The sequence below is a fragment of the Pseudomonas sp. URMO17WK12:I6 genome, from assembly GCF_003253625.1.
In the GTDB taxonomy this organism is placed as follows: domain Bacteria; phylum Pseudomonadota; class Gammaproteobacteria; order Pseudomonadales; family Pseudomonadaceae; genus Aquipseudomonas.
The window spans coordinates 1-25883 of the sequence record NZ_QKYZ01000020.1 but is presented as its reverse complement, the minus strand read 5'-3'; the positions used below and the strand labels follow the sequence as shown (position 1 = coordinate 25883).

The following is a 25883-nucleotide window of genomic DNA, read 5'->3' as shown; positions in this document are numbered from 1 at the left end:
CGCTACCGCCTCGCCAAAGAACCTGTCGATTATTCCTTCGGTTCCACGTGATCCAGTGCCTGGTTCACCGCCAGTTCACCGAGCATGACCACTTGCGCAATGCCCAGCAGGGTCTTGCGATGTGAGGTCTCCAGCAACGCTGCGAAATTGTTGAGCATGAGGGTGGCCGAGCCGAGTGTTTCGCTGGCGTTGGCCAGCAGGGCTTCGGTGTTGTACTTCGGGTTGGCGAAGTACATGGGCTCGGGTTCGTGGGTGGTGGCCATGATTTGGGCGGCGGGGTTGAGGTAGTGGTCGAGGGCGCGCTCGGCGGCTTCGTGGAGTTTTTTTGAATCGAGGGATTCGTAGGGGGATGTCGGGTCTGTGGCAGGCGGATTGGGTGTAGGTTTGAACATGGATGAAACTCCTGGAAAAACTATTTGAGGAGCCATCACCCTTTGCTACCAAACGAAGGGTGGCGGCCATGCACAGGTTGGTAGACCGGTCCAGGAACCCGGCGCGCCCGAAGGAGCCCTACGCATGGCCACCATAAAAACAGAGATGAAAAACAACCTCTGTAAAAGGTGGCGCTATGCGCCTGGAAATACCGGGCTACCAAACCCGATCACTGTTTTTCAGTGACCGGGAAACGATAAAACCCGAGCCCAAAGCGCACAAGCCGGCGGATTCTGGCGCAGGCGTAGGCAGCGACGCAAGGCGTTGTAGCCTTGATGAAGTAACACCGGGTGTCTTTAAACACGCAGCTTAAACACCGTGGGTGTATGTGGTGATTCGCCCCGTCAGGAACAGACTGACGGGGCGTTTTTATTGCGTGGGGTGCAAATCTATCGCTGCTCGATACTGAACGCTTATGTGTGATGAATCTCCCGATCCTTGGTTTCCGGCAGGAAGAAAGTACCAAGGATGGCCGTCATCACCGCGATCACGATCGGGTACCACAGCCCGTAGTAGATATCACCCGTGGCCGCGACCATGGCGAACGCCACCGTGGGCAGGAAGCCGCCGAACCAGCCATTGCCGATGTGGTAGGGCAGCGACATCGAGGTGTAGCGGATGCGCGCCGGGAAGAGCTCCACCAGCCAGGCGGCGATCGGGCCGTAGACCATGGTCACGTAGATCACCAGGATGGTCAGGAGCAGCAGCACCATCGGGTAGTTGGTCTTGGCCGGGTCGGCCTTCTCGGGGTAGCCGGCGTCCTTGAGGGCGGTGCCGAGGGTGGCGACGAAGGCGTCGTTGCGGGTCTTGAAGTCAGCGGCCGGCATGCCGGTGCCTTCGAAACTCGGGATGACCTTGTCACCGATGCGCACCTGCGCGACGGCGCCAGGCGCGGCTTTCTCGTTTTTGTAGGGGATGGCCTTCTTCGCCAGCACAGTCTTGGCGAGGTCACAGGAACTGGTGAATTTGGCCTTGCCCACCGGGTCGAACTGGAACGAACACTGGGTGGGATCGGCGACCACCGTGACCGGATTCTTCGCCTGCGCGGCGAACACGTCGGGGTTACCGAACTCGGTCAACGCATGGAAGATCGGGAAGTAGGTCACGGCGGCGAGGATGCACCCGGCCATGATGATGCCCTTGCGGCCGATGCGGTCGGACAGGCTGCCGAACACGACGAAAAACGGCGTGCCGATCAGCAGCGAGCCGGCAATCAAAAAGTTGGCGGTCTGCGGGTCGATCTTCAGCGTCTGCAGCAGGAAGAACAGCGCATAGAACTGCCCGGTGTACCAGACCACGGCCTGGCCGGCGGTGCCGCCGAGCAAAGCCATGATCACTATCTTGAGGTTTTCCCAGCGGGCGAAGGATTCGGTCAGCGGCGCCTTGGAGGACTTGCCTTCTTCCTTCATCTTCAAGAACACCGGTGACTCGCTGAGTTGCAAGCGGATGTACACCGAGACAATCAGCAACAGGATCGACACCAGGAAGGGAATCCGCCAGCCCCAGGTCTCGAAGGCTTCGGTGCCGAGGAGGGTGCGGCAGGCGAGGATCACCAGCAGCGAAAGAAACAGACCGAGGGTCGCGGTGGTCTGAATCCACGAAGTGAAGTAGCCGCGCTTGCCTTTCGGCGCATGCTCGGCCACGTAGGTCGCCGCGCCGCCGTATTCACCGCCCAGGGCCAGACCTTGCAGCAGACGCAGGGTGATCAGGATGACCGGTGCCGCCACCCCGATGGTCGCGTAACCGGGTAGAAAACCCACGACAGCGGTGGAGACACCCATGATCACAATGGTGATGAGAAAGGTGTGCTTGCGCCCGATCATGTCGCCCAGTCGGCCGAACACGATGGCGCCGAAGGGGCGCACGGCGAAGCCTGCGGCGAACGCGAGCAGCGCAAAGATGAAGGAGGTTGTTTCATTGACGCCCGCGAAGAAGTGCTTGGCGATGATCGCCGCGAGGGAGCCGTAAAGATAGAAGTCATACCACTCGAACACGGTGCCCAGGGACGAGGCGAAAATAACCTTGCGTTCCTCCTTGGTGATCCCTCGGTTGGGCGTGCTGCCCGTGGCTGTAGTGTCAATCGCGGCCATGAGTCTTCTCCGTCTTGCTCTTGTTGAAGGCCGGAGTACCTCATCAATTTTGCCGCACCCAGGCCCTAGGGCTGATGTCGTCGGATTACCAATTGCGCGAAGCAGAGGAACAGGCTGACGGCCTCGCATTGCTGCATGGTTTCTTGAAGCATAATCGGCTTCGCGCAGATATCCACTCGCCAACGTGCCCGGCGATGGCCACTCCCTCCGGGCACGTTCGCGGATTTAGCCCTTGGCCGCCATCGCAGTGACTTCCACACGCATGCCTTCGACCGCCAAAGCGGCCACGCCAACGGCGGCGCGAACCGGCCAGGGCTTGGCGAAGAAGCGCTGGTAGACCTCGTTGAACGCGGCGCGGTCGGCCATGTCGGTGAGGTAGATGGTCAGATGCAGCACCCGGTCCATGGAACTGCCGGCGTTCTCCAGCGCGACCTTGAGCGCCTGCAGAGTGCACTCGCTTTGCAGGGTGATGTCGCCCAGCTCCAGGCTGCCGTCGGCGCGGGTAGGAATTTGAGTGGAGACCAGCAGGCCGCCGAAACCGGCGACGTCGGAGGAGATGGATTCCGCGTCGGGATCGGGGAGGAACGTGATGTCGTGGTTTGCCATGGGGATCTCTTGTTTGTGGGGGTGAAGGGGCGCCGGGGTATTCAATGATGCAGCGCCTTTTTTTGCGCGGCCAGTTTACAGCCTCGTCGTCGGACCGTTCGTGAATCAGCTCGAAAACTCGGAAGGCAAGCAGGCGGGTGCTCCCCGCGGCATGGCAGCCGCCCAACGTAGTCAGCTGAGCGAGGTTATTTTCAATGTCGCAATAACGTCTTTTGGCTTGCGTTTATAACAACGAACCATGTGGTCACAATAATCGCCGACGGTGTAAATGGTCAGGTTGCCAGAGCTTATGGTCTTGTACGTCTCTCTGTCGCATACATCAAGAATGTCGCCTTCAATTGCATCATATTCATTTCTTGTGAATAGACCGGAAGAACGGGTGGCTTTCAAGTCTTCCCCAAATACGTCTTCTTCATTAAGAAGGTCCACGGAAATGTTGAAGAGGTTCGCAATTCTCTGTAAGGCAAATGTACGAACGATTTCATCTGGATCGCTCATGATGCACGCTCATCTTATTGCTTCAATAAACACGGTCGACTGATAAGTAGCGCATGGCTGCAAGTCATGCTCCTCGAGTGTTTAAAATTATAAATAGTGAAAGTGCTAATACAAAAATAGCTGTGACTGTGGCATAGCAAAGACCAAAGCCGATTTTGATGAGGGGTATTTCATCTGCCAGGGCTTTATAGCCGATAAAACCTCCAAGCAATGCAGAGGTGGCGATTCCGATGACTAGAATGTAGTAGGTCTTATAGGTGGGTGCAAATGCCGGGATGACAACTGCATACGATCCGCTTATCAGGGTAGTGAATATGACAATAATTTTTATTGCCGAAATAATGCTGTTTTTTGTCATGCTCATTTTTTGTTTTTCTCCTGACAAAGCACCTCGGAATGTTCTAGGCCTGCTGCCGACCACTAAACACTTTCAGCCACATCAATCTGCAACGAAAGCATGACCTTCGCTGCGCTGTCCGACGCTGGATCTATCGCGGCATTCACCATGGCCCTGACCGCCATTTGCGCCAGCGCCTCGACAGGGTGTGACAGCACGGCTTGAACGATGCCGTCACGCAGGGCTGCCCGGGTGATGGGGGTCAGGTCGTGGCACACCACGACGGGTAGCGCGATGTGCTGGGCTTTCAGTTCGCGCAAGGCGTTGATGACCCCCTCGATACCGCCACCTGCCACATACAGGCCGACAAGGTCGGGTTGGCTGGTGAGCAGGTCGAGCGTGCCGGCATAGGCGAATTCCTCGTCCTCCAGAGTCAGGCGCGTAGCCAGCAATTCCCAGTCCTGGGGTTGTTCCGACAGGAAGGAGCGAAAACTCATTTCACACAGTTCCTGGCACTGAAAGCGCTGGGTGCCGACCATCACGGCCGCTGGCCCCGGTTGCGCTGCCAGGTGCTTGATGAACCAGCCGGCGGTGCGGCCCATGGCACGGTTGTCGACGCCGACATAACCGGCGCCGGCCGAGGCGCTCAGCTCGGACACCAGGGCGACCACAGGAATGCCGGCCGCTCGCAATTGCGCCATGGCCTCGCGCACAGCCGGATGGTCGGCGGCCACCACGCCCAGGGCATCGACTTCGCCCTGCAACTTGAGAATGCGTTCTGCGGTGGCGGCCGGGGCCAGGTCGTCGATGTAGTGGATCAGCACCCGAACCTGGGCCCGCACGCTGGCCGTCGCCGCCTCGGCCAGGGCCTTGGCCAGCCCTTGATAAAACGCCACGCCACGCTTTTGCAGCAGAAACCCCAAGCGCACGGTCGGGCGCTGCTGCAGCACTCGTTGCTCGATCACATTACGCCCGTAGAAGCCCAGTCGGGCGGCGGCCTCGGCAATGCGTTGCGCGGTATCGGCGCGCACGTTGGCCCGCAGATTCATCACCCGGTCCACGGTGGACAGGCTCACCCCGGCGGCCAAGGCCACGTCTTCCATGGTTGAACGGCGACCGAGCGGGTTGCCGGCTTCTGACAAAGAATTTTCTGACATGAAATGAAAGCCTATCTGAAACTTTTGACGGGTTTTGACAGGTATCGCTCAGGGACTATAGCAGCCGTGCATCTGCCCACCTTAGGATTTCTACCAGCGAAACATCGCTACCCATAACAATAATCATCGGAGCCTGACATGACCCTCCACATCTCCACCGCGCCTTGTTGCTGGGGCGTCGACGACGTCAACAATCCTCATCTGCCGGCGTGGCAACAGGTTCTTGGCGAAGCGGCGCAAGCGGGGTATCGCGGCATCGAATTGGGGCCATACGGTTACCTGCCACTGGACGCCGATGCGGTGGGCTCGGTGCTGGTCAAACACGGCCTGCACGTGGTGGCCGGCACGGTGTTCGACAATCTGGTCGATCCCGCCAACCTGCCCAGCCTGCTGCATCAAACCCGTAATATCTGCGCATTGCTCAAGCAGTTGCCGGCAATTCCCCTGGAGCCGGGGCAACGTTTCGCCATGCCGTGTCTGGTGGTCATCGATTGGGGGCATGAGGAGCGTGACTACGCCGCTGGCCACTCTGACCGCGCGCCGCGCCTGGCGCCCGATGCCTGGCGGGGCATGATGGCCCATATCCGCGCCATCGCCGAGTTGGCGTGGACGGAATTCGGTGTGCGCACGGTGATTCATCCGCACGCCGGGGGCTACATCGAGTTCGCTGATGAGCTGGCCCGACTGGTCGAAGACATCCCCTACGAAGTGGCTGGCCTGTGTCTGGACACCGGCCATCTGTACTACGCCGGTATGGACCCGGTGCAGACCCTGCGCCAGTACGCGGACCGCGTGGATTACCTGCATTTCAAAGACATCGATCAGGCCGTGTTCGATCAAGTGCTGGGCGAACACATCACCTTCTTCGCCGCGTGCGCAAGAGGCGTGATGTGCCCGATCGGCCAGGGTGTCATCGACTACGGCGCCTTGCGCGAGCTGATCACCGAGATCGGTTACCAGGGTTACATCACGGTCGAGCAAGAACGTGATCCACGTAACGCCCACGGCAGTCTGCGCGACGTGGCTGCCAGCCGTGACTACCTGTCCCGGGCGGGTTTCTGATTTCTCTCATGCGAAGGACTTTTCGATGATCAATGGCAGCAAGCGAATTCCTCAACCAATCCGCTGGGCGATGGTGGGCGGCGGGCGTGACAGTCAGATCGGCTACATCCATCGTTCGGCGGCCCTGCGTGACCAGTCGTTTGCACTGGTGGCCGGCGCCTTCGACCTGGACCCGCAACGCGGTCGCGACTTCGGTGTGCAACTGGGGGTCGACCCCGAGCGTTGCTACGGCGACTATCGCAGCCTGATTGAGGGCGAAGCCGGGCGGGCGGATGGCATCCAGGCCATTTCCGTGGCGACGCCCAATGGCACTCACTTTGAAATCACCAAGGCCGCTCTGGAAGCGGGGCTGCATGTGGTCTGTGAAAAGCCGTTGTGCTTCACCCTCGAGGAGGCGCAAACCCTGCGCGAAATCGCGTTGTCGCGAAACCGGGTGGTGGGGGTGACCTACGGCTATGCCGGGCACCAGTTGATCGAGCAGGCGCGGGAAATGATCGCCCAGGGTGAGTTGGGTGAGGTGCGCATGGTGCACATGCAGTTTGCCCATGGCTTCCACTGTGAGGCGGTCGAGGCGCAGAGCGAGGCGACCAAATGGCGGGTCGATCCGCGCCTCGCTGGCCCCAGTTATGTGCTGGGAGACGTTGGCACTCATCCGCTGTACCTGTCGGAAGTCATGCTGCCCGAGCTCAAGATCAAACGGCTGTTGTGCACACGCCAGAGCTTTGTCAAAAGCCGCGCACCACTCGAGGACAACGCCTACACACTGATGGAATACGAAGGCGGGGCCATGGGCAGTGTGTGGTCGAGCGCGGTGAACGCCGGATCCATGCATGGCCAGAAAATTCGGGTGATCGGCTCCAGGGCCAGCCTTGAATGGTGGGATGAACGGCCGAACCAGCTGTCATTCGAAGTCCAGGGTAAACCTGCCCAGGTGCTGGAGCGCGGGATGGGTTATCTGCATCCCCATGCGTTGCTTGATGACCGGATCGGTGCCGGGCACCCGGAAGGGCTGTTCGATGCCTGGGCCAACCTCTATTACCGTTTCGCCTTGGCCATGGACGCCGCCAACCGTGGTGATCATGAACAACTGGCAACGCTGCGTTATCCAGACATCAATGCCGGTGTCGAAGGCGTGCGCTGGGTCGAGCGCTGCGTCCATTCTGCGGACCTGGGTGGGGTGTGGGTCGATTACTGAGTCACGGGTGCCCCTGGCGGATCGGCGTGCGGCTGAGCAGTCGTGAGATAGACTGATCAGCGGACATCGGACGGTGGGGGTCACAAGTGGCGCAATTCACATGGATTCGCTGATCACCGCAGCAGCGCGTGCGCTCGCGGCGGGTGATCCGCTCGGCGCGCTGAACCGCATCGCCTTGCGCAACGACGCGCCTGCACTCGCGCTTCGAGGCATCGCGATGGCGCAACTGGGTGACCTTGTGCGGGCGAAGGCGCTGGTGCGAAGTGCCGCGCGGGCGTTCGGTGCGAAGGAGGCCTTGGCCCGCGCGCGGTGTGTTGTTGCCGAGGCAGAGATCGCGCTCGCCTCCCGTGACCTGAACTGGCCGGTGAAGGCGCTCGACACCGCACGGACGACGCTTCAGGCACACGGCGATTGGGTCAACGCCGCCCATGCGCGCTATCTCGAGATTCGCCGCCTGCTGCTGATCGGGCATCTCGACGAGGCCGAGGGCCGTCTCGCCGAACTCGACCCGACGCCATTACTGCCCGCGTCGAGGGCTGCTTACGAACTGGTTCTGGCGGGCATCGCCATGCGTCGTCTGCAAACGAAAGCGGCGCGCGCGGCACTTGAGCGGGCCGGGCATGCTGCGCAGCACGCGGGCATTGCGGCACTCACCGCCGAGGTCGAAAGCGCCAGGCATATCCTCGATACACCAGCGGCACGGCTGATTATCGGTGGGCAGGAACAGCCGCTGCTGCTCGATGAGATTGAAGCGTTATTGGCATCCCCCACGCTGGTGGTGGACGCTTGCCGGTATGTGGTGCGCGACGCAGGCGCGTCGGTTTCGCTCGTCCGGCGTCCGGTGTTGTTCGCGCTCGCCCGGGCGCTGGGTGAAGCGTGGCCGGCCGACGTGCCGAGGGAAACGTTGATTGCGCGAGCCTTTCGGATGAAGCACGCGGATGAGTCCCATCGCGCACGGTTGCGCGTCGAACTCGGGCGGCTGCGCGGGGCGCTGCACTTGATTGCCGACGTGATCGCGACCCCACGAGGGTTTGCACTGGTGCCACGGGTTGCGCCTGACGTCGTGGTGCTGGCGCGGCCTGTCGAAGAACAGCATGCGACGCTGCTCGCTTTTCTCGCCGACGGTGAGTCGTGGTCGAGTTCGGCCCTGGCGTTGGTGCTCGGCGCCAGTCAGCGCACCGTGCAACGAGCCCTCGACACGCTGGCGGCGACCGGCAAGGTGCAGTCGTTCGGTCACGGTCGGGCTCGTCGCTGGATGCTCCCGCCGGTACTTGGATTCGCGACGGGATTGTTACTCACGGCGTTGCTGCCCAGTGATTAGCATCCTCTTCACTACCCCAGTGAACGCAGTCAGTAAACGAGGAGCAAGACATGAAACATTCAACGGCTGAAATCATCCGCGAATACGGGCCTTTTCCGGGCATCGACCATGTGCACGGCGTCACCCATGACGGTCAGCGTGTCTGGTTTGCCTCCGGCGATAAACTCAACGCCCTGGACCCGGCCAGCGGCAAAACCCTGAAATCGATCGATGTCGCCGCCCATGCCGGCACCGCCTTCGATGGCCAGCATCTGTTTCAGATCGCCGAGGATCGCATCCAGAAGATCGACCCTCAGACCGGCCGCGTGCTCTCCACCATCCCCGCACCCGGTGGCGGTGGCGACTCGGGGCTGGCGTGGGCCGAAGGCACGCTCTGGGTCGGTGAGTATCGCGAGCGCAAGATCCATCAGGTCGATCCCCAGACCGGAGCGGTGCTGCGCACCCTCGAATCCAACCGCTTTGTTACCGGGGTGAGCTGGGTCGAGGGTGATCTGTGGCATGGCACCTGGGAAGGTGACGAGAGCGAGTTGCGGCGAGTCGATCCGGCCACGGGCGAGGTGCTGGAGAGTGTCCAGATGCCGGCTGGCGTCGGCGTGTCGGGGCTTGAGTTCGATGGCCACGACCGGTTTTTCTGTGGCGGCGGCAACAGCGGGAAGGTGAGAGCCGTGCGCCGGCCAGAATGACAGGCTGCACCCAGCCCGTCAGAAGGTGAACGCTTGCGCCGAGCGTGAAGGACGCTGAGTCATCTCGATTTCCAGCAGATGCTCAACCAGCACATCATTCAAAAAGCGGAACTGATCGTTAAGCCCGACCACTTCGTTACTGAAGTGGTGGGTGGCCGCCGGCATCAGCAAGGTTTCGAATTGCTTGTCGAACACCAGCGCGACGGCTTTGCGAGAGACGACCTGTTGCGAATAGTAGTTGCTGCCGAACACCGGAAAGCTCACGGCGAGGTTGACGGAATAGATCATGATGTCGGCTCCTCGGTTTGACCGATATCCAGCACCAGGCGGGAAAACAGGGTCAGGGTGATGGCCGTCAGGGCCAGGCAGGTCAGAAGGTGGATCAACATGGTCTGCCCCTCCGATGCGGGGTTTGAGTGGCGATGAGTTGATCCTGCACCTGACGGTTTTTTTGCGGAAGGCATTCGCGGCGATGGTGAATATCGACGTGGATGATGGTGGCGTTCCTCGATGGACTTGCGGGTCTGCTCGCGCAGGTATTTTTGAGGCGCTACCACACTTCCTGACGGACGGCCCCCAGCCCCGACCTATACTCAAATCAACATGCTTTTACGCGTCGAACGCTCCGTTCGACGCAGACTGTAGGACACTGCGATCTTGAACCTGCGTTCGCTGATCGTCGCTGTGTTGGTGGTACTGGCGGGATGCGTAACGACTGCGCGTGCCCCGGTAGTCGTGGCGCCGGTAGTGGTTTCCCAGAGCACCTGGCAGCAGGTTGACCAGGAAATTGTCGCGGCTTCGCAGCAGGCCACCGAACAGGCCAGGGTCTATGCCCGCGGATCCATGGAGCATTGGCGCACGCGGGTTTACGAACAGACCGAAGAAGTCTTCATTCCGTGGTTCAGCAGCTATTGGACCCAGGAATGGCTGTCGATGAAGGTCAGCTGGTACACCCTCAGTGCCGGGGGTGAGCAGGATGCCTCGGCCAAACGCCTGGCGGCCTATCTGTTGGAGCAATATCACCACAAAGTGCTGGACCCGGTAGCGGTGGAGATCGATCCCGACGAGATCCTCGGGCAGGCGACAGCGTATTACGTGCAAGCTCTCGGCCAGCAACTTCAGGTCATCTCCCAGCGTCATGGCGTGCCGATGGCGCAGCTCAACGACCGTATCCAGAAAATTCCGGCGATTTCGCTGGGACCGCCGCCCGCCCGTGACGCATCGCTGTATCAGGTGGTGCACAGTGAACCGCTGACTAAGTTGCCGGCCTACGCGGCGTTGATCGACAAGATCCACACGGCAGGCGGTGAGAAGGGCATTGCCTCGACGGACGCCGGCATGACGCCAGTGGCCAAGCGCGCGAGTAAACGAATGGAAGCCGAAATGGCCCCACGAGGCGCGGCTGGTGCCGTGGCGGCAGCGGCGGGGAAACTGGCCGGGGCGGTGATTTCCCTGGGAGTGGCGGGGGTGCGTGCGGTTATTCAAGCCAACGACCGACCCGATAGCGAGGCGCTGATCCGCAGCAGCCTGGGCGACTCATTCGACAAGGCGTGGCTGAAGCTGGTGCAAAACCCCACCACCGGTGTCATGGCCGGAACGCTGTACATGGCCGGGCAAATCGAAGGCGGCTTGGCCCAGTCTGTTGCACAACCTGTTGCTCAGCCCGTCGAACCGTCGGTCGGCTTGGGTGCGGGAACTGTCGATTGGAGCCACGCTGGATCGACTACCCAGCAGATCAACCCATAACCCGAGGAGAATGATCATGGCTTACGTTGATGGCTTCGTCGCAGCGGTGCCCAAGGCCAACCGCGAAAAGTTCAAGAAACACGCGGAGTCCGCCGCCGCGATTTTCAAGGAAAACGGCGCGCTCAGCCTCGCTGAATGCTGGGGCGATGACGTGCCTGATGGCAAAGTGACGTCGTTTCCCATGGCGGTCAAACTCAAGGAAGACGAGACCGTGGTGTTTTCCTGGATCGTCTGGCCGGACAAGGCCACCCGTGACGCTGGCATGGCGAAACTGATGAGCGATCCGCGGATGCAACCGGACGTCAATCCGATGCCGTTCGACGGCCAGCGGGCGATTTTTGGTGGTTTCGAAATGCTCGTCAAAGCCTGAAGAGGCGGCAGGATCACTCCGGCGTCGGGGTGATCCTGCAGCTTTTGCGATTGCGAATCTCGCTGTCCGACGGCCGCTCCTTGATGAACTCGAAGCGCGGCTCGCCTTCGTTGTAATGAACCAGCCAGCCCCATTCCAGCTCGGACTCATCCTGGCCGGGCTTCGGTGGCACGGCCCACCATGGCTCTTTGCTGATGACCTGACGCATGGCGTCCTCCCGTCGATTCGGTTGCTTCAACTATAACGCGCATGCCGGCAGGTGCCAGAAATGGGCTTGCTGGCGTGGTATCCCTTTGTAAAATCAAAGGGTCCCCGAGCATTGAGGTGCCAGACATGAGCGATGAAACCCGCGAGCCGTTCAAACGGCTGTTTTTCGCCCTGAACTGCGCCCCCGAACAACGCCGGGCTATCGCCCAATGGCGCAGCGCGCTGGGGCTCAACGTCGGGCGCCCGGTGCCGGCGGAAAACTTTCATCTGACCCTGCTGTTTCTCGGCACGGTGGGCATGGCGCACATAGCCGGTGTCTGCAAGGCCGCTGCCAATATCCGCACGTCCGGCGTGCCGTTGACGGTGGTGCTGGATCGGCTGGACGTCTGGCGTCGCTCCGGGGTGTTGCTGCTGGCGCCCGCGCAGGCGGCACCGGAGCTGCTGCGCCTGGTGTATGCGCTGGAGCAGGCCATGTTGCCGTTCGGTTTTGAAGACACCCATCGGGAATTTCGCCCGCATTTGACCCTGATGCGCGACTACCGGGCGCCGGTCCCCGAATCCGCGACGCCGCCGGAGTTTTACCTGCGCGCCGATCGCTTCAGCCTGTTCGAGTCCCATAAAGGCCGGTACATAGCGCTGGCCGAGTGGCCGCTGGTCGCTTCATAAGCCCACAAAAAAAGGCGCCCGAGGGCGCCTGAATTCACCTAAACCGAGGAAGCCAGGTGAAGCCGTTCTGCAGAGAGGAGTGCAGCGGTGGTAAGGCGCTGCGTGAACGGAAAAGGGAAAGCTGTAATGGATGATCGTTCCCACACGGAGCATGGGGACGATCAGTGAGGCGGGATTACTTGCCCAGCTTCACCCGCGTCCAGCCCCGGGTCATGATCCGCTGGGTGGCAATCGGTATGTCAGGAATGGCATACAACGTCGCCATCACCGCTTGCGGCGGATACGATCCCGGGTCGTCACGAATCGCTTCGTCCACCAACGGCGTGGCCGCCGCGTTGGCATTGCTGTAGCCGATGCTGTTGGTGACTTCGGCGATGATGTCCGGGCGCATCAGGAAGTTCATGAACAGGTAGGCGTTGTCGACGTTGGCGGCGTCCCGAGGGATGGCGACCATGTCGTAAAAGCTGCCGGCGCCTTCTTTCGGGATGCTGTACTCGATCTTGACCTTGTCGCCGGCTTCCTGGGCGCGGGCCTTGGCTTGCAGCACGTCGCCGGAGTAACCGACGGCGACGCAGATGTTGCCGTTGGCCAGGTCGGAGATGTATTTCGACGAATGAAAGTAGGCCACCGATGGCCGGATCTTCATGAACAGCGCCTCGGCTTCGGTGATTTGCGCCTTGTCCCGGGAGTTCACCGGATAGCCCAGATAGTGCAGGGCAGCCGGAAGCATTTCCGTCGGTGAATCAAGAAAGCTGATGCCACAGGCTTTGAGCTTGGCGGCGTTTTCCGGTTTGAACAGCAAGTCCCAGGAATTCACCGGGGCATCTGTGCCGAGCACTTCCTTGACCTTGGCCGGGTTGTAACCGATGCCGATCGAACCCCACATGTACGGGAAGGCGTGGCCGTTATCCGGGTCGCTGGCCGAGGCGTTTTTCAGCAGCACCGGGTTGAGATTCTTCCAGTTCGGCAGCTTCGATTTGTCCAGTTCCTGATAGACCCCGGCCTTGATCTGCTTGGCCAGGAAACTGTTGGACGGCACCACGATGTCATAGCCCGATTTTCCCGCCAGCAGCCGTGCCTCAAGGGTTTCGTTACTGTCGAACACATCGTAGGTCACGCGGATACCGGTCTCGTCTTCGAACTTCTTGACGGTGTCCGGGGCGATGTAATCCGACCAGTTGTAGACGCGCAGTACCTTGTCATTGGCCTGGGCGCCAGCGGTGATTGCGCCCAATAAGGACAGTGTCAGCAGAGTCCTGCCAAACATTTTCATCGGTACAACTCCATTCTTTTTATTCAAATCGCATAAAACAAAAATGCGGTGAACACGAAACCTGTGGCTAGCGGACTTACCTGTGGCGAGGGAGCTTGCTCCCGCTGGGCTGCGTAGCGGCCCCAAAATTCTGGCAACCCATACCTATTTGTGAGTGCTGCGCACTCAAGCGCGAGCAAGCTCGCTCGCCACAGGTCAGTGCTCACTTGACAGTGGCACTAGACCGTCGCTTCTACCATTTGCTTTTTCGGTTGCTGCCAGGACTCGCTGGCCGTCTGGTCCATCGCTTCCTGAATCGCCCGTTTGCGGGTGGCTTCGGCTCTGCGGCTGAAGTACCAGACCATGAACGTGACGATCGACACCGCCAGCAGAATCAGGCTGGCCACGGCATTGATCTCAGGCTTAACGCCCAGACGCACCGCCGAGAACACTTCCATCGGCAGGGTCGTGGAGCCTGGCCCCGACACGAAGCTCGCCAACACCAAATCATCCAGCGACAAGGCAAACGACATCATGCCGCCGGCCGCCAGTGACGGCGCGATCATTGGAATGGTGATCAGGAAGAACACCTTGAGCGGCCGTGCACCGAGGTCCATGGCGGCTTCTTCGATGGACAAATCCAGCTCACGCAAGCGCGCCGACACCACCACCGCCACATAGGCTGCACAGAATGTGGTGTGAGCGATCCAGATGGTGACGATGCCGCGTTCCTGCGGCCAGCCGATCAACTGCGCCATGGCCACGAACAGCAGCAACAGCGATAGACCGGTGATCACTTCCGGCATCACCAGCGGCGCCGTCACCAAGCCACCGAACAGCGTACGGCCCTTGAAGCGGGTCACGCGGGTCAGCACGAACGCCGCCAATGTGCCGAGCGCCACCGCGGCAATCGCCGTGTAGCAGGCGATTTCCAGCGAGCGCACCACCGAGCCCATCAGTTGCGTGTTGTCGAGCAGGCCGACGTACCACTTCACCGACCAGCCGCCCCACACCGTCACCAGCTTCGAGGCGTTGAACGAGTAGATCACCAGAATCAGCATAGGCAGGTAGATAAACGACAGGCCGAGCACCAGCATCAATCGTGAAAATCCGAAACGGTTCATCCCCGTCCCTCCATCTCTTTGGCCTGGCTACGGTTGAACAGCAGAATCGGCACAATCAGGATCGCCAGCATCACCACCGCCAGGGCGGACGCCACCGGCCAGTCGCGGTTGTTGAAGAACTCCTGCCACAGCACGCGGCCGATCATCAGGGTTTCCGGGCCACCCAACAGTTCCGGAATCACGAACTCACCGACCACCGGAATGAACACCAGCATGCAGCCTGCGATGATCCCGTTCTTGGCCAGCGGCACGGTGATTTTCCAGAAGTTGTTGAAGTTGCTCGAACCCAGGTCCGACGCGGCTTCCAGCAGGCTGCCATCGTGCTTCACCAGGTTGGCGTACAGCGGCAGCACCATGAACGGCAGGTACGCGTAGACCACCCCGATGTACACGGCGGTGTTGGTGTTGAGGATCTCGATCGGCTGTGACGTGAGCCCGCTCCACATCAGGAACGCATTGAGCAATCCGTTGTTGCTGAGGATGCCCATCCACGCATACACGCGGATCAGGATCGCGGTCCAGGTCGGCATCATGATCAACAGCAGCAAGACGTTTTGCGCTTCCTTGCTGGCCTTGGTGATCGCATAAGCCATCGGGAAACCGATCACCAGGCACATCAGCGTACTTAAGAATGCGACCTTCAACGAGCCGAAGTAAGCCGAGATGTACAGCTCATCCTCGGTCAGCAGCGAGTAGTTGCCGAGGTTCAGCAGCAGCTGGAATTTCTGTTCGGCGAAGGTGTAAATCTCGGAGTAGGGCGGAATGGCCAGGGCTGCTTCCGAGAAGCTGATCTTCATTACCAGGAAGAACGGCAACAGGAAAAACAGGCACAGCCACAGGAATGGAATGCCGATGACCATTTTGCGGCCACTGGGCACCAGGCGCAGGAACTGCTGATTGAAGGTTCTCATGAGCGCAGTACCACGCCGCTGTCGTCTTCCCACCACACGTAGACCTGATCGTCCCAGGTCGGGCGTGCGCCACGGCGTTCGGCGTTGGCCATGAACGACTGGACGATCTTGCCGCCAGGCAGCTCCACATAAAACACCGAGTGGCCACCGAGGTAGGCGATGTCATGCACCTTGCCTTCGGACCAGTTGTAGCGGGTCTCGGGCTTGAGGGTGCTGACCAGCATTTTTTCCGGGCGGATAGCGTAGGTGATCGACTTGTCCTGCACCGAGGTACTCACGCCGTGGCCGACGTAAATCTTCTGCGCAAGGTCCGGGCTGTGGATGATCGCGTGACCTTCCAGGTCTTCCACAACGGTGCCGTCGAAGGCGTTCACGTTGCCGATGAACTCGCAGACCATGCGGCTGACCGGTGCTTCATAGATGTCGACCGGGCTGCCGATCTGGGCGATCCAGCCCAGGTGCATGATCGCGATGCGCTCGGCCATGGTCATGGCTTCTTCCTGGTCGTGGGTCACCATCACGCAGGTCACGCCGACCCGCTCGATGATTTCCACCAGCTCCAGTTGCATCTGTGAGCGCAGCTTTTTATCCAGTGCGCCCATCGGTTCATCGAGCAGCAACAGCTTCGGTCGCTTGGCCAACGAACGCGCCAGTGCCACACGCTGACGCTGACCGCCGGACAACTGATGCGGCTTGCGTTTGGCGTATTGGGTCATGTGCACCAGGCGCAACATTTCTTCGACACGGGCGTCGATTTCGCTGGCGGGCAAACGGTCCTGCTTGAGGCCGAAGGCGATGTTCTGCGCCACCGTCATGTGCGGGAACAGCGCATAGGACTGGAACATCATGTTGATCGGCCGTTCGTAGGGCGGCATGTCAGTGATGTCGACACCGTCGAGCAGAATCCGCCCTTCGGTCGGGCGCTCGAAGCCGGCGAGCATGCGCAGCAGCGTCGATTTGCCCGAGCCGGAACCACCGAGCAAGGCGAAGATTTCGCCTTGATGGATCTCCAGGGACACATCGTCCACGGCGGTGGTTTCGTCGAATTTCTTGGTGACGCGGTCGACTTTCACCAGCACCTTTTTCGGTGCCTGGTGACCATCAAGAGCCTTCCTGTAGATGCTGGAGGCGTTTGCCATATGAAACTCCCAACAGGTTTCAGTCGTCGGGCCAACACGGCCTGACTTAAGAGTGGATTGCAAACCCGGGCCGGGCGATGCGCTGGCGCTCGGGCTTATTCGGCACCGCCGTCCTGGCTGCCTGGTCGTGCTTGTTGTTATTGCGGTTCATCTATTACGTGAGCCACCGGCGCGCAAAGGCACGCCCGCCAGACTCACGGGGGCAGTCAATCGATTGGTAATGTCTGAAGTCAGCGCGTATTGCGCAGCGCCGCCCGTTCTCGGCACGCCTCGCCAAACGCCTGGAAAATACTCAAGTAAGGGGGATTCGAAAGCACCTGCCATTCCGGGTGCCATTGCACGCCGACGGCGAAGGTCTTGCTGTGCTCGACGGAGATCGCCTCGATCAAACCATCCGGCGCGATCGCCTCGGCGCGCAGGCCCGGTGCGAGTCGGTCGATGCCCTGGCTGTGAATCGAATTGACCTGGAATACCTGTGGCAGGTCCAGTGCTTCGAACACACCGCCCGGTTGCACATTCACTGCATGGGCCGCTGCGTACTGCACGGCCAGATCCGGACTGTCCGCTTCCCGGTGATCGAGCATGCCGGGCAGTTCGTGCACCTTCTGATGCAGGCTGCCGCCGAAGGCCACGTTCATTTCCTGAAAGCCCCGGCAGATGCCGAGCACCGGAACACCGGCGGCGATGGCTGCACGCAATAAGGGCAGGGTGGTGGCGTCCCGTTGCGGATCGTGATCCGTACCGGGAGCACTGGCCGGGCCTTGATAGTGGAAGGGCTCCACATTCGATGGCGAGCCGGTCAGCAACAGACCGTCGAGCTGCGCGAGCAGCGCATCGGTTTCGGTCAGGTCGCCTAAGGAAGGAATGACCACTGGCAGCCCCAATGCCGCGACGCTGACAGCACGCAAGTACTTGTCGCCGCTGACGTGGTAGGGGTGCAGGCCAATCTGTTTGACGCACGCAGTAACGCCGATCAATGGCTTGAATGCCATTTTTATCACCTCGAAGTTTCACACTTGAACGAGCTTTTCCGGAGCTTAGCCTTGTTGATTTTAATTAACAACTCTCATGTAAAAAATTCTAAACGCCGAACGTCCGATGCTGAGGGTCTGCGCGGTGTGCAAGCCTGATATGGCACTCTGGCGCCCAAAAAAGGCCAGAAAATAAAGGCTGAAAGGCCATGTGTTCGCTATTGACTTCACTTTGCCGTTCGGGTTGACTGGCTCTCGCAAGTGAAGTGAACATAATAATTAACAGCTAATAGGTGCATCATGTCGGTCCCTCTGCGTGCCGTTCAACTCAACGAAGCAAACGCATTCCTTAAGCAACATCCTGAGGTTTTGTACGTCGACCTTCTGATTGCGGATATGAACGGCGTGGTGCGCGGCAAGCGCATCGAGCGCACCAGTCTCCACAAGGTCTACGAAAAAGGCATCAACCTGCCGGCGTCACTGTTTGCCCTGGACATCAACGGTTCCACGGTGGAAAGCACCGGCCTGGGTCTGGACATCGGCGACTCGGATCGCATCTGCTATCCCATCCCCGATACCCTCAGCATCGAACCCTGGCAGAAGCGTCCGACCGCGCAATTGCTGATGACCATGCACGAGCTCGAAGGCCAGCCGTTCTTTGCTGACCCGCGCGAAGTGCTGCGTCAGGTGGTGAGCAAGTTCGATGACATGGGCCTGACCATTTGCGCGGCGTTCGAACTGGAGTTCTACCTGATCGACCAGGACAACGTGAACGGTCGTCCGCAGTCGCCACGCTCGCCGGTGTCGGGCAAGCGTCCGCACTCGACGCAGGTGTACCTGATCGACGATCTGGACGAATACGTCGACTGCCTGCAAGACATCCTCGAGGGCGCGAAAGAGCAGGGCATCCCGGCTGACGCGATCGTCAAGGAAAGCGCCCCGGCGCAGTTCGAAGTCAACCTGCATCACGTCTCCGACCCTATAAAGGCTTGCGACTACGCGGTGCTGCTCAAGCGTCTGGTGAAGAACATCGCCTACGACCACGAGATGGACACCACGTTTATGGCCAAGCCGTATCCGGGTCAGGCGGGCAACGGTTTGCACGTGCACATTTCGATTCTCGACAAGCAAGGCAACAACATCTTCGCCAGCGAGGATCCCGAGCAGAACGCCGCGCTGCGACACGCGATCGGCGGTGTGCTCGAGACCCTGCCCGCGCAGATGGCGTTCCTTTGCCCGAACGTCAACTCCTACCGACGTTTCGGCGCGCAGTTCTACGTACCGAACTCGCCAAGCTGGGGCATCGACAACCGTACCGTGGCGGTGCGCGTACCCACCGGTTCGGCGGATGCCGTGCGCATCGAGCATCGTGTCGCTGGCGCCGATGCCAACCCGTACCTGCTGATGGCCTCGGTGCTGGCTGGTATTCACCACGGCCTGACCAACGAAATCGAGCCGGGCGCCCCGGTTGAAGGCAATAGCTACGAGCAGAACGAGCAAAGCCTGCCGAATAACCTGCGCGACGCATTGCGTGAACTGGACGACAGCGAAGTCATGGCGCGCTACATCGACCCGCTGTACATCGACGTGTTCGTGGCGTGCAAGGAAAGCGAGCTGGCCGAGTTCGAGAACTCCATTTCAGACCTTGAGTACAACTGGTACCTGCACACGGTTTAACGGGGGCTGACACTAAACCTGTGGCGAGGGAGCTTGCTCCCGCTAGGTCGCGAAGCGACCCCTCCTTCTACCTGAAAAGAAGGGGACTGCTGCGCAGTCCAGCGGGAGCAAGCTCCCTCGCCACAAGTTCTCATCGCTTGCCCATCGGTTAACACGATCACTTATTCCTCTGCGTAGAGTCACAACCATGACAAACACTCGCAGCGACTGGGAGCAACGCTTCCAGTCCTTGACACTAGAAGGCCGCGCATTCATCGACGGCCAATACTGCCCGGCACTCAGCGGCGACACCTTCGAATGCATCAGCCCGGTCGACGGCCGCTTTCTGGCGAACATCGCCAGCACCGACGAAGCCGACGCCAATGCGGCAGTCACCGTCGCGCGTCGTGCATTTGAATCCGGCATCTGGGCGCGGTTGGCACCCGCGGAACGCAAGCGCATCCTGATTCGCTTCGCGGACTTGATCCTGGCCAACCAGGAAGAACTGGCGCTGCTGGAAACCCTCGACATGGGTAAGCCCATCAGCGATTCCGTGGCCATCGACATTCCAGCGGCCGCCAATGCGATCCGCTGGAGCGCCGAAGCCATCGACAAAATCTACGACGAAGTCGCCGCCACCCCGCACGACCAATTGGGCCTCGTCACTCGTGAGCCGGCAGGCGTTGTCGCCGCAATCGTGCCGTGGAACTTCCCGCTGATCATGGCCAGCTGGAAGTTCGCCCCAGCCCTGGCGGCAGGCAACTCGTTCATCCTCAAGCCCTCGGAAAAATCACCACTGACGGCGATCCGCATCGCGCAACTGGCCCTCGACGCCGGCATCCCCAAAGGCGTGTTCAACGTGTTGCCGGGCTTCGGTCACACCGTCGGCAAGGCGCTGGCGTTGCACATGGACGTCGACGTGCTGGCCTTCACTGGCTCCACCGCGATTGCCAAGCAACTGATGATCTACGCCGGGCAAAGCAACATGAAGCGCGTGTGGCTGGAGGCGGGCGGCAAGAGCCCGAACGTGGTGTTCGCCGACGCGCCGGACTTGCGCGCAGCGGCTCGGGCAGCGGCCAGTGCGATTGCCTTCAACCAGGGCGAAGTCTGCACCGCCGGCTCGCGCCTGCTGGTGGAGCGCTCGATCCGCGAGCAGTTCATTCCGCTGCTGCTGGAAGCGCTGCAAGCCTGGAAACCAGGCCATGCGCTCGACCCTGAAACCACCGTCGGCGCCGTCGTCGATCAGCGCCAATTGGACAATGTGCTGCGCTACATCCAGATCGGCAAAGACCAGGGCGCGCAACTGATTGCTGGCGGCAGTCGCACCCTCGAAGGCACCGGTGGCCTGTATGTGGAGCCAGCGATATTCGACGGCGTGACCAACGCCATGACCATCGCCCGGGAAGAAATCTTCGGCCCGGTGCTGTCGCTGATCACCTTTGACACCGCTGAAGAAGCGCTGCAGATCGCCAACGACAGCATCTTCGGCCTCGCCGCCGGAGTCTGGACCAGCAACCTTAGCAAGGCCCACACCTTCGCTCGCGGCTTGCGCGCCGGCAGCGTCTGGGTCAACCAGTACGACGGCGGCGACATGACCGCGCCGTTCGGCGGGTTCAAGCAGTCGGGTAACGGTCGGGACAAATCGCTGCACGCGTTCGACAAGTACACCGAACTCAAAGCGACCTGGATCAAGCTCTGACACCTTTACAGCGGCGGTCGCCGGCATAGGCCGGCGGCCCTCGGAGAAATGTATGAAACACAGCTCTACACAAAATCATGTAAACAGCTACTACGCCGCAACCCGCAACCAGACCGGCGATTACCCGATTCTTGAAGAATTGGTGGAATGCGACGTCTGCGTGATCGGCGCTGGCTACACCGGCCTGTCCTCGGCGCTGTTCCTCAGCGAAGCGGGCTATAGCGTAACGGTACTGGAAGCCGCCAAAGTCGGCTTCGGCGCCAGCGGTCGCAACGGCGGTCAGTTGGTCAACTCCTACAGCCGCGACGTCGATGTAATCGAAGAGCGCTACGGCGACAAGACCGCCGGAGTCCTTGGCAGCATGATCTTCGAAGGCGCTGACATCATCCGTTCGCGTATCAAGGAGTACGACATCAAATGCGACTACCGCCCCGGCGGCATCTTCGCAGCGCTGAACAAGAAGCAACTCAACGGCCTGGCCGAGCAGAAGCGTAACTGGGAACGCTACGGCAACAACAACCTGAAAATGCTCGACGCCTCGGACATCCAGCGCGAAGTCGGTTGCGACAACTACGTCGGCGGCTTGCTGGACATGCAGGGCGGCCACATCCACCCGCTGAACCTGGCCCTCGGCGAAGCCGCTGCGATCATTCGCCTGGGCGGCAAAATCTACGAACAATCCGCCGCCGTGGACATCTCCTACGGCGAGCCAATCACCGTGCGCACCGCCAAAGGCGTGGTGCGGGCCAAGTACCTGCTGATCGCCGGCAACGCCTACCTGCCGCAAGACCTCGACAACCGCGTGACCCGCAAAAGCATGCCCTGCGGTTCGCAAATCGTCGTCACCGAGCCGTTGTCGGAGAAGATCGCCCGCAGCCTGATCACCAATAACTACTGTGTCGAAGACTGCAATTACCTGCTCGACTACTACCGCCTCACCGCCGACAACCGCCTGCTGTACGGCGGCGGCGTGGTCTACGGCGCCCGCGAGCCGGACGACATCGAACAACTGATCCGCCCGAAGATCCTCAAGACCTTCCCGCAACTCAAGGACGTGAAAATCGACTACCGCTGGACCGGCAACTTCCTGCTGACCATGTCCCGCATGCCGCAATTCGGCCGCATCGAGAAAAACGCCTACTACATGCAAGGCTACAGCGGCCACGGCGTCACTTGCTCGCACCTGGCTGGCAAACTGATCTCGGAAATGATTCGCGGCGACGCCGAACGCTTCGACGCCTTCGCCTCCCTGCCACACATGCCGATGCTCGGCGGCCGCACTTTCCAGGCCCCACTCACCGCCATGGGCGCGGCGTATTACGCCTTGCGAGACCGCTTCGGCATCTAGGTTGAACCTGCCGGCGGTCTCCGCCGGCCAAGGCTACGCATCACTCCCGTGGCGAGGGAGCTTGCTCCCGCTGGGGCGCGAAGCGGCCCCGCTTTTTGCCATTGATGCAATCCATGCGGGACAAATCTTCGTGGCGAGGGGGCAAGCCCCCTCGCCACAGTTTCTAAACCAGAACTGACTGACATCAGAAGCCGACAGCTTTTTTGCCAGCCGTTTATCGAACCTGCTGAGCAACACCCACAAACGTGATTTAATACCCGCCTTCCACGGTTCCGGGACGGGAAACGGCGTAATCCGCGGCCACCAGTCGCCCGCCACCCACCCCCATTACCCCTTAAGTAGTTCTCACATAAGGCTGTCATGGACACGGGCTCACGACTCAAATTAGTACGCGAAAGCTACAAACTGTCCCAGCGCGAGCTGGCCCGGCGTAGCGGCGTCACCAATGCCACCATCTCCCTGATCGAACAGAATCGCGTCAGTCCCTCCGTCAGCTCCCTCAAAAAACTGCTTGAAGGCATCCCCATGTCCTTGGCGGACTTCTTCACCTTCGACCAACCACCACGCGAGCATCAGTACGTGTTTCGCGCCAATGAACAGCCGGATCTCGGGCGTCATGGGTTGCGGTTGTTGCTGATTGGCGCTTCGGTGCCGAGTCGGCAGATGCGGCTGTTGCGCGAGCAATACGCGCCTGGAGCGAGTTCGGGGGAAGAGCCGATTGTGCATGCTGAGGGGGAGGAGTGTGGGCTGGTTACCCGTGGCACGGTTGAGTTGACGGTGGATGGGCAGATTAGTGTGTTGAATGCCGGGGATGGGTATTACTTCCCGACGACGCTGCCGCATCGGTTTCGCAATATTGGGGCGGATGAGGCAGAAATCATCAGCGCCAACACCCCGGCTAACTTCTGATACCTGAAGCAGACATTAAACCTGTAACTACCTCCGGCGGGGCGACCACTACTTTCGGTCGCCCCTACCAGCGATTACCACTCCATGCCTCAGGTGAGGGCGTCCGCGACGCCGTTCAAAGTGACTTCAAGTAGTCGAGAAGCTGTGACCGTTGGATGTCATTGAGCTTGCCCACGCCATAGTCATGGCCTGCGTTGCTATTGCCCTCAAGCTTGGTGTCGAAAAGAAACCAGTTCTTGTCCGATTTCTCGGTCTTGAATCCAACTTTTTTGTCATCGAACTCATTGGTCCCTGTATAAAAAGTCGAGGGGCGCTGGTGGGGTGGCAGGAGAAGGTCGTTGAGGGTCGGTACAGAGCCGTTATGCAAATAGGGAGCGGTGGCCCAGATGCCGGTCAGGGGTCTTGCTTTATAGGCGAGAAGAGGAACGGTAGAGCTGGCACGGTAGCAGTTGTATAGCCGTAGCGCTTTCTCATCCAAACGACTGAATAGGGCACGGTCCTTGAAGCCAGGGACTTTTTGAGGTTTGGTATCTATACCAAGCAATCCATCGAAAGCCAGTTCGGCGACATCGCGTCCTTTACCCAGTAATGTCTCCAGGACGGTCACACCCAGCATGTTGTAGAGCAGGTCATTTGATTTGATGGTTCCTGATTTATCGACTTTGGAATAACCCGTCAACACTCCCGCATCCGCTTTAAATTGATAGGCATTGCACGCCATCCAGGGATCCGTGCCAATGGTCGAGTCTTGTGGGCTCTGGGCATTGAAATTGTCATTCGCAGAGATTGGAATCATGACCGCTGTGATGGCCGTGGTGAGATCGTCTCTACCAATATGGGTATGGCAGCCGGAACAATTGTCCTTAAACAATTTGGCGCCAAGCGCAAGGTCGTTTGGCAACTGCCCAGGCCACCGCGGAGGCTTCAGGCTATAAAGAGAACGCTCTAGAACATCCAGATTTTTCACATTCACACTGGAGACAAACCCTGCCTTGGCCGCAGATTCTTTAACCGGTCGAACGTCGGCGAACACACCGATGGCCTCTCCAGCATTACGCCCCAGACCTCCAGCATCCAGGCCGCCGTCATTTTTAATCGAAGGGAGTTGGTCTTTACTGACCATTCCGTTCCATTGGAGGACGTTGTGTTGATGCGTATTCCAGAGAAATGGATAACTCACCGGCGCATCAGAGGGGTTAGGGGTAGGCGGTTTCGCTTGGGTGACTTGACTGATTTTGTTGAGAATGTGGCCCACGGCATCAAGGCGACCTGGGCCATATTGCAGATCTGTGGCATTCAATGTCTCGTTTTGGGCATAAAACGCATTCAAGCTATCCAGGGATTTTTTCAACCGTTGGCGATTCCCTTTCGACAGATCATCACCCAGGACGCTCTTTGCAAAGCGTTCAAATTTTTCAGGGTCGGAAGCCGTTTTGCTCAAGGCCTCTCTAAAATATTTAAAGAAATTTTGAAAGTCGGCGTTCGTTGGCCCGCCATTGATCACAAGATTCTGCTCTTCAAATTTGATCTGAGCCGTGTGACAAGCAGAACAGTTCATCCCCACCCACGGTTCTCTCGACCCTTGTCCAAAAAACCAGCGGAGTTTCGTGAAAGACAACTTGCTGTCGTGACTGTCATCCAAAACGAAACCCATCGGCAACGTAAAGTGCTTACCGTTATAAGACGGACGATAAGGCGTGTAACCGTAGGCGGAGATCGTTTTGTCACTCATGAACTTCTCCTCTGAACCAGGCTCTTCCAATGCAAGCGCCCAGGAGAGAGGGAGAATTCTCGATCCTTGTGAAAGTTCAAGCCAATTGGACTGGGTGGTGTCACTCCATCCCTGATCCAGAATGTCGGCAGCCTGAGCCATGGAATGAGCGCCGAAAAACAACAATGCAGCGCAGGCAAACGGGGGGGCTTTTAACGTGTTCATCAGATTCCCTTCTATTTGTAATTCCTGTTGAGACCCATCACGTTGGTAGCCAATAGCTACCAGCCATGAGTGTAGCCACAAAAAATACGGCTCTTTAATTTTGTTCCATGTCCCGTACCCGGACAGAGCCCGGGTTGTTCATTACGTAAAAAAGACCTTGCCGTTTGGCACTCGGCTTTTTCTCTGCGGACTACAGCGCCTTGGTGTTGTGAGCATTTTTCTACACCACATCAGGAAACGTCCTGCGCTCTCATCGGAAGCGCCCGATTTAGCCATTACAAGTCATCCCTTAACCTCCTCGAATGAATCCATTCATTGACGTCAAAATAGTGGCCATCTAATATCGCGCCACTATTGTGCTATCAGTCTCCATTCGAGGGATCGAACATGTATCCACCCGCCCTCGTGGCGAGGTTGTGCCTGGCTTTGCTGTGCCTTTCTCCGCTGAATCTTGCTCACGCTGCCCCCACCCCCGGTGAAACCGATCTGATCCGCGAACGTCAGGATCGCTTGCTCGACGAGCAGCGTCGGCGTCTCGAGGAGCTCAAGGAATTACCCGGCAAGGCAG

The 25883-nt window shown here is 59.6% G+C and carries 25 protein-coding genes and 1 pseudogene; 12 read left to right on the top strand and 14 right to left on the bottom strand.

The genetic code is table 11. The features are described from left to right. Window positions 1-29: 29 nt before the first annotated feature. The 6 genes from F475_RS26290 to F475_RS26265 form a co-directional block, all read right to left on the bottom strand. Window positions 30-392: a DUF6124 family protein gene (locus F475_RS26290; RefSeq protein WP_111455094.1), complete on the bottom strand. Its 363-nt coding sequence runs from the start codon at window positions 390-392 to the stop codon at window positions 30-32. A gap of 453 nt (window positions 393-845) precedes the next feature. Continuing rightward, window positions 846-2522 (bottom strand): MFS transporter, encoded by a 1677-nt coding sequence (locus F475_RS26285; RefSeq protein WP_111455093.1) that lies wholly within the window; start codon window positions 2520-2522, stop codon window positions 846-848. A gap of 225 nt (window positions 2523-2747) precedes the next feature. Next, complete coding sequence (locus tag F475_RS26280) at window positions 2748-3128, bottom strand: RidA family protein (protein ID WP_019580252.1); 381 nt, start codon at window positions 3126-3128, stop codon at window positions 2748-2750. A 171-nt stretch (window positions 3129-3299) separates the two neighbouring features. Then, entirely contained in the window at window positions 3300-3626 is a 327-nt protein-coding gene (locus tag F475_RS26275; protein ID WP_111455092.1) for a hypothetical protein, read from the bottom strand. Window positions 3627-3690: 64 nt separating this feature from the next. Next, a complete protein-coding gene (locus F475_RS26270; RefSeq protein WP_111455091.1) occupies window positions 3691-3990 on the bottom strand; it encodes a hypothetical protein in 300 nt (99 codons plus the stop codon). Between the two features lie 56 nt (window positions 3991-4046). Further along, a complete protein-coding gene (locus F475_RS26265; protein WP_111455090.1) occupies window positions 4047-5120 on the bottom strand; it encodes a LacI family DNA-binding transcriptional regulator in 1074 nt (357 codons plus the stop codon). A 138-nt stretch (window positions 5121-5258) separates the two neighbouring features. Between F475_RS26265 and F475_RS26260 the strand changes: the two genes are divergently transcribed. The 4 genes from F475_RS26260 (at window position 5259) to F475_RS26245 (ending at window position 9381) form a co-directional block, all read left to right on the top strand. Further along, window positions 5259-6182, top strand: a complete 924-nt coding sequence (locus F475_RS26260) for a TIM barrel protein (RefSeq protein WP_064618506.1) — start codon at window positions 5259-5261, stop codon at window positions 6180-6182. Window positions 6183-6207: 25 nt separating this feature from the next. Beyond that, window positions 6208-7377, top strand: a complete 1170-nt coding sequence (locus F475_RS26255; protein ID WP_086944878.1) for a Gfo/Idh/MocA family protein — start codon at window positions 6208-6210, stop codon at window positions 7375-7377. Between the two features lie 100 nt (window positions 7378-7477). Next, window positions 7478-8698, top strand: coding sequence for a helix-turn-helix domain-containing protein (locus F475_RS26250; protein ID WP_111455089.1), 1221 nt, complete (start codon window positions 7478-7480; stop codon window positions 8696-8698). Window positions 8699-8748: 50 nt separating this feature from the next. Then, window positions 8749-9381, top strand: a complete 633-nt coding sequence (locus F475_RS26245) for a PQQ-binding-like beta-propeller repeat protein (protein ID WP_111455088.1) — start codon at window positions 8749-8751, stop codon at window positions 9379-9381. Between the two features lie 18 nt (window positions 9382-9399). Here F475_RS26245 and F475_RS26240 read toward each other — a convergent pair whose 3' ends face one another. Continuing rightward, window positions 9400-9669, bottom strand: coding sequence for a hypothetical protein (locus F475_RS26240; RefSeq protein WP_064618498.1), 270 nt, complete (start codon window positions 9667-9669; stop codon window positions 9400-9402). Between the two features lie 369 nt (window positions 9670-10038). On the opposite strand from F475_RS26240, the gene F475_RS26235 reads away from it, so the two are divergent. Both F475_RS26235 and F475_RS26230 read left to right on the top strand, forming a co-directional pair. Then, a complete protein-coding gene (locus tag F475_RS26235) occupies window positions 10039-11127 on the top strand; it encodes a hypothetical protein (RefSeq protein WP_086944876.1) in 1089 nt (362 codons plus the stop codon). A gap of 16 nt (window positions 11128-11143) precedes the next feature. Continuing rightward, window positions 11144-11497, top strand: a complete 354-nt coding sequence (locus F475_RS26230; protein ID WP_018930098.1) for a DUF1428 domain-containing protein — start codon at window positions 11144-11146, stop codon at window positions 11495-11497. 13 nt (window positions 11498-11510) lie between these two features. Here the strand turns inward: F475_RS26230 and F475_RS26225 are convergent, their stop codons facing one another. After that, a complete protein-coding gene (locus tag F475_RS26225; RefSeq protein ID WP_018930099.1) occupies window positions 11511-11705 on the bottom strand; it encodes a hypothetical protein in 195 nt (64 codons plus the stop codon). A gap of 125 nt (window positions 11706-11830) precedes the next feature. Between F475_RS26225 and thpR the strand changes: the two genes are divergently transcribed. Continuing rightward, complete coding sequence (thpR, locus tag F475_RS26220) at window positions 11831-12370, top strand: RNA 2',3'-cyclic phosphodiesterase (protein WP_111455087.1); 540 nt, start codon at window positions 11831-11833, stop codon at window positions 12368-12370. A gap of 175 nt (window positions 12371-12545) precedes the next feature. On the opposite strand, the gene F475_RS26215 is transcribed toward thpR, so the two are convergent. The 5 genes from F475_RS26215 to F475_RS26195 all read right to left on the bottom strand — a co-directional run bounded on the left by F475_RS26215 (window position 12546) and on the right by F475_RS26195 (window position 17788). After that, entirely contained in the window at window positions 12546-13643 is a 1098-nt protein-coding gene (locus tag F475_RS26215) for a polyamine ABC transporter substrate-binding protein (RefSeq protein WP_111455086.1), read from the bottom strand. A 218-nt stretch (window positions 13644-13861) separates the two neighbouring features. Further along, on the bottom strand, window positions 13862-14746 hold the full coding sequence (locus tag F475_RS26210) for an ABC transporter permease subunit (protein ID WP_086944874.1): 885 nt from the start codon (window positions 14744-14746) through the stop codon (window positions 13862-13864). Next, window positions 14743-15624, bottom strand: coding sequence for an ABC transporter permease subunit (locus F475_RS26205; protein ID WP_177343113.1), 882 nt, complete (start codon window positions 15622-15624; stop codon window positions 14743-14745). The genes F475_RS26210 and F475_RS26205 overlap by 4 nt, the downstream gene beginning before the upstream one ends. 29 nt (window positions 15625-15653) lie before the next feature. Continuing rightward, on the bottom strand, window positions 15654-16796 hold the full coding sequence (gene potA, locus F475_RS26200) for a polyamine ABC transporter ATP-binding protein (protein WP_018930104.1): 1143 nt from the start codon (window positions 16794-16796) through the stop codon (window positions 15654-15656). A gap of 230 nt (window positions 16797-17026) precedes the next feature. Next, entirely contained in the window at window positions 17027-17788 is a 762-nt protein-coding gene (locus F475_RS26195; RefSeq protein ID WP_111455085.1) for a gamma-glutamyl-gamma-aminobutyrate hydrolase family protein, read from the bottom strand. 279 nt (window positions 17789-18067) lie between these two features. Between F475_RS26195 and F475_RS26185 the strand changes: the two genes are divergently transcribed. From F475_RS26185 to F475_RS26170, 4 genes are all read left to right on the top strand, one after another. Further along, window positions 18068-19444 (top strand): glutamine synthetase family protein, encoded by a 1377-nt coding sequence (locus F475_RS26185; protein WP_018930106.1) that lies wholly within the window; start codon window positions 18068-18070, stop codon window positions 19442-19444. A 187-nt stretch (window positions 19445-19631) separates the two neighbouring features. Then, complete coding sequence (locus F475_RS26180; RefSeq protein WP_111455084.1) at window positions 19632-21122, top strand: aldehyde dehydrogenase; 1491 nt, start codon at window positions 19632-19634, stop codon at window positions 21120-21122. Window positions 21123-21174: 52 nt separating this feature from the next. After that, complete coding sequence (locus tag F475_RS26175; protein ID WP_111455083.1) at window positions 21175-22470, top strand: FAD-binding oxidoreductase; 1296 nt, start codon at window positions 21175-21177, stop codon at window positions 22468-22470. Between the two features lie 360 nt (window positions 22471-22830). Then, entirely contained in the window at window positions 22831-23379 is a 549-nt protein-coding gene (locus tag F475_RS26170; protein ID WP_008011722.1) for a cupin domain-containing protein, read from the top strand. A gap of 115 nt (window positions 23380-23494) precedes the next feature. On the opposite strand, the gene F475_RS26165 is transcribed toward F475_RS26170, so the two are convergent. Continuing rightward, window positions 23495-25315 (bottom strand): di-heme-cytochrome C peroxidase, encoded by a 1821-nt coding sequence (locus tag F475_RS26165; RefSeq protein ID WP_111455082.1) that lies wholly within the window; start codon window positions 25313-25315, stop codon window positions 23495-23497. A gap of 387 nt (window positions 25316-25702) precedes the next feature. On the opposite strand from F475_RS26165, the pseudogene F475_RS26160 reads away from it, so the two are divergent. After that, window positions 25703-25883: pseudogene (locus F475_RS26160) on the top strand (ShlB/FhaC/HecB family hemolysin secretion/activation protein); the annotation flags it as partial.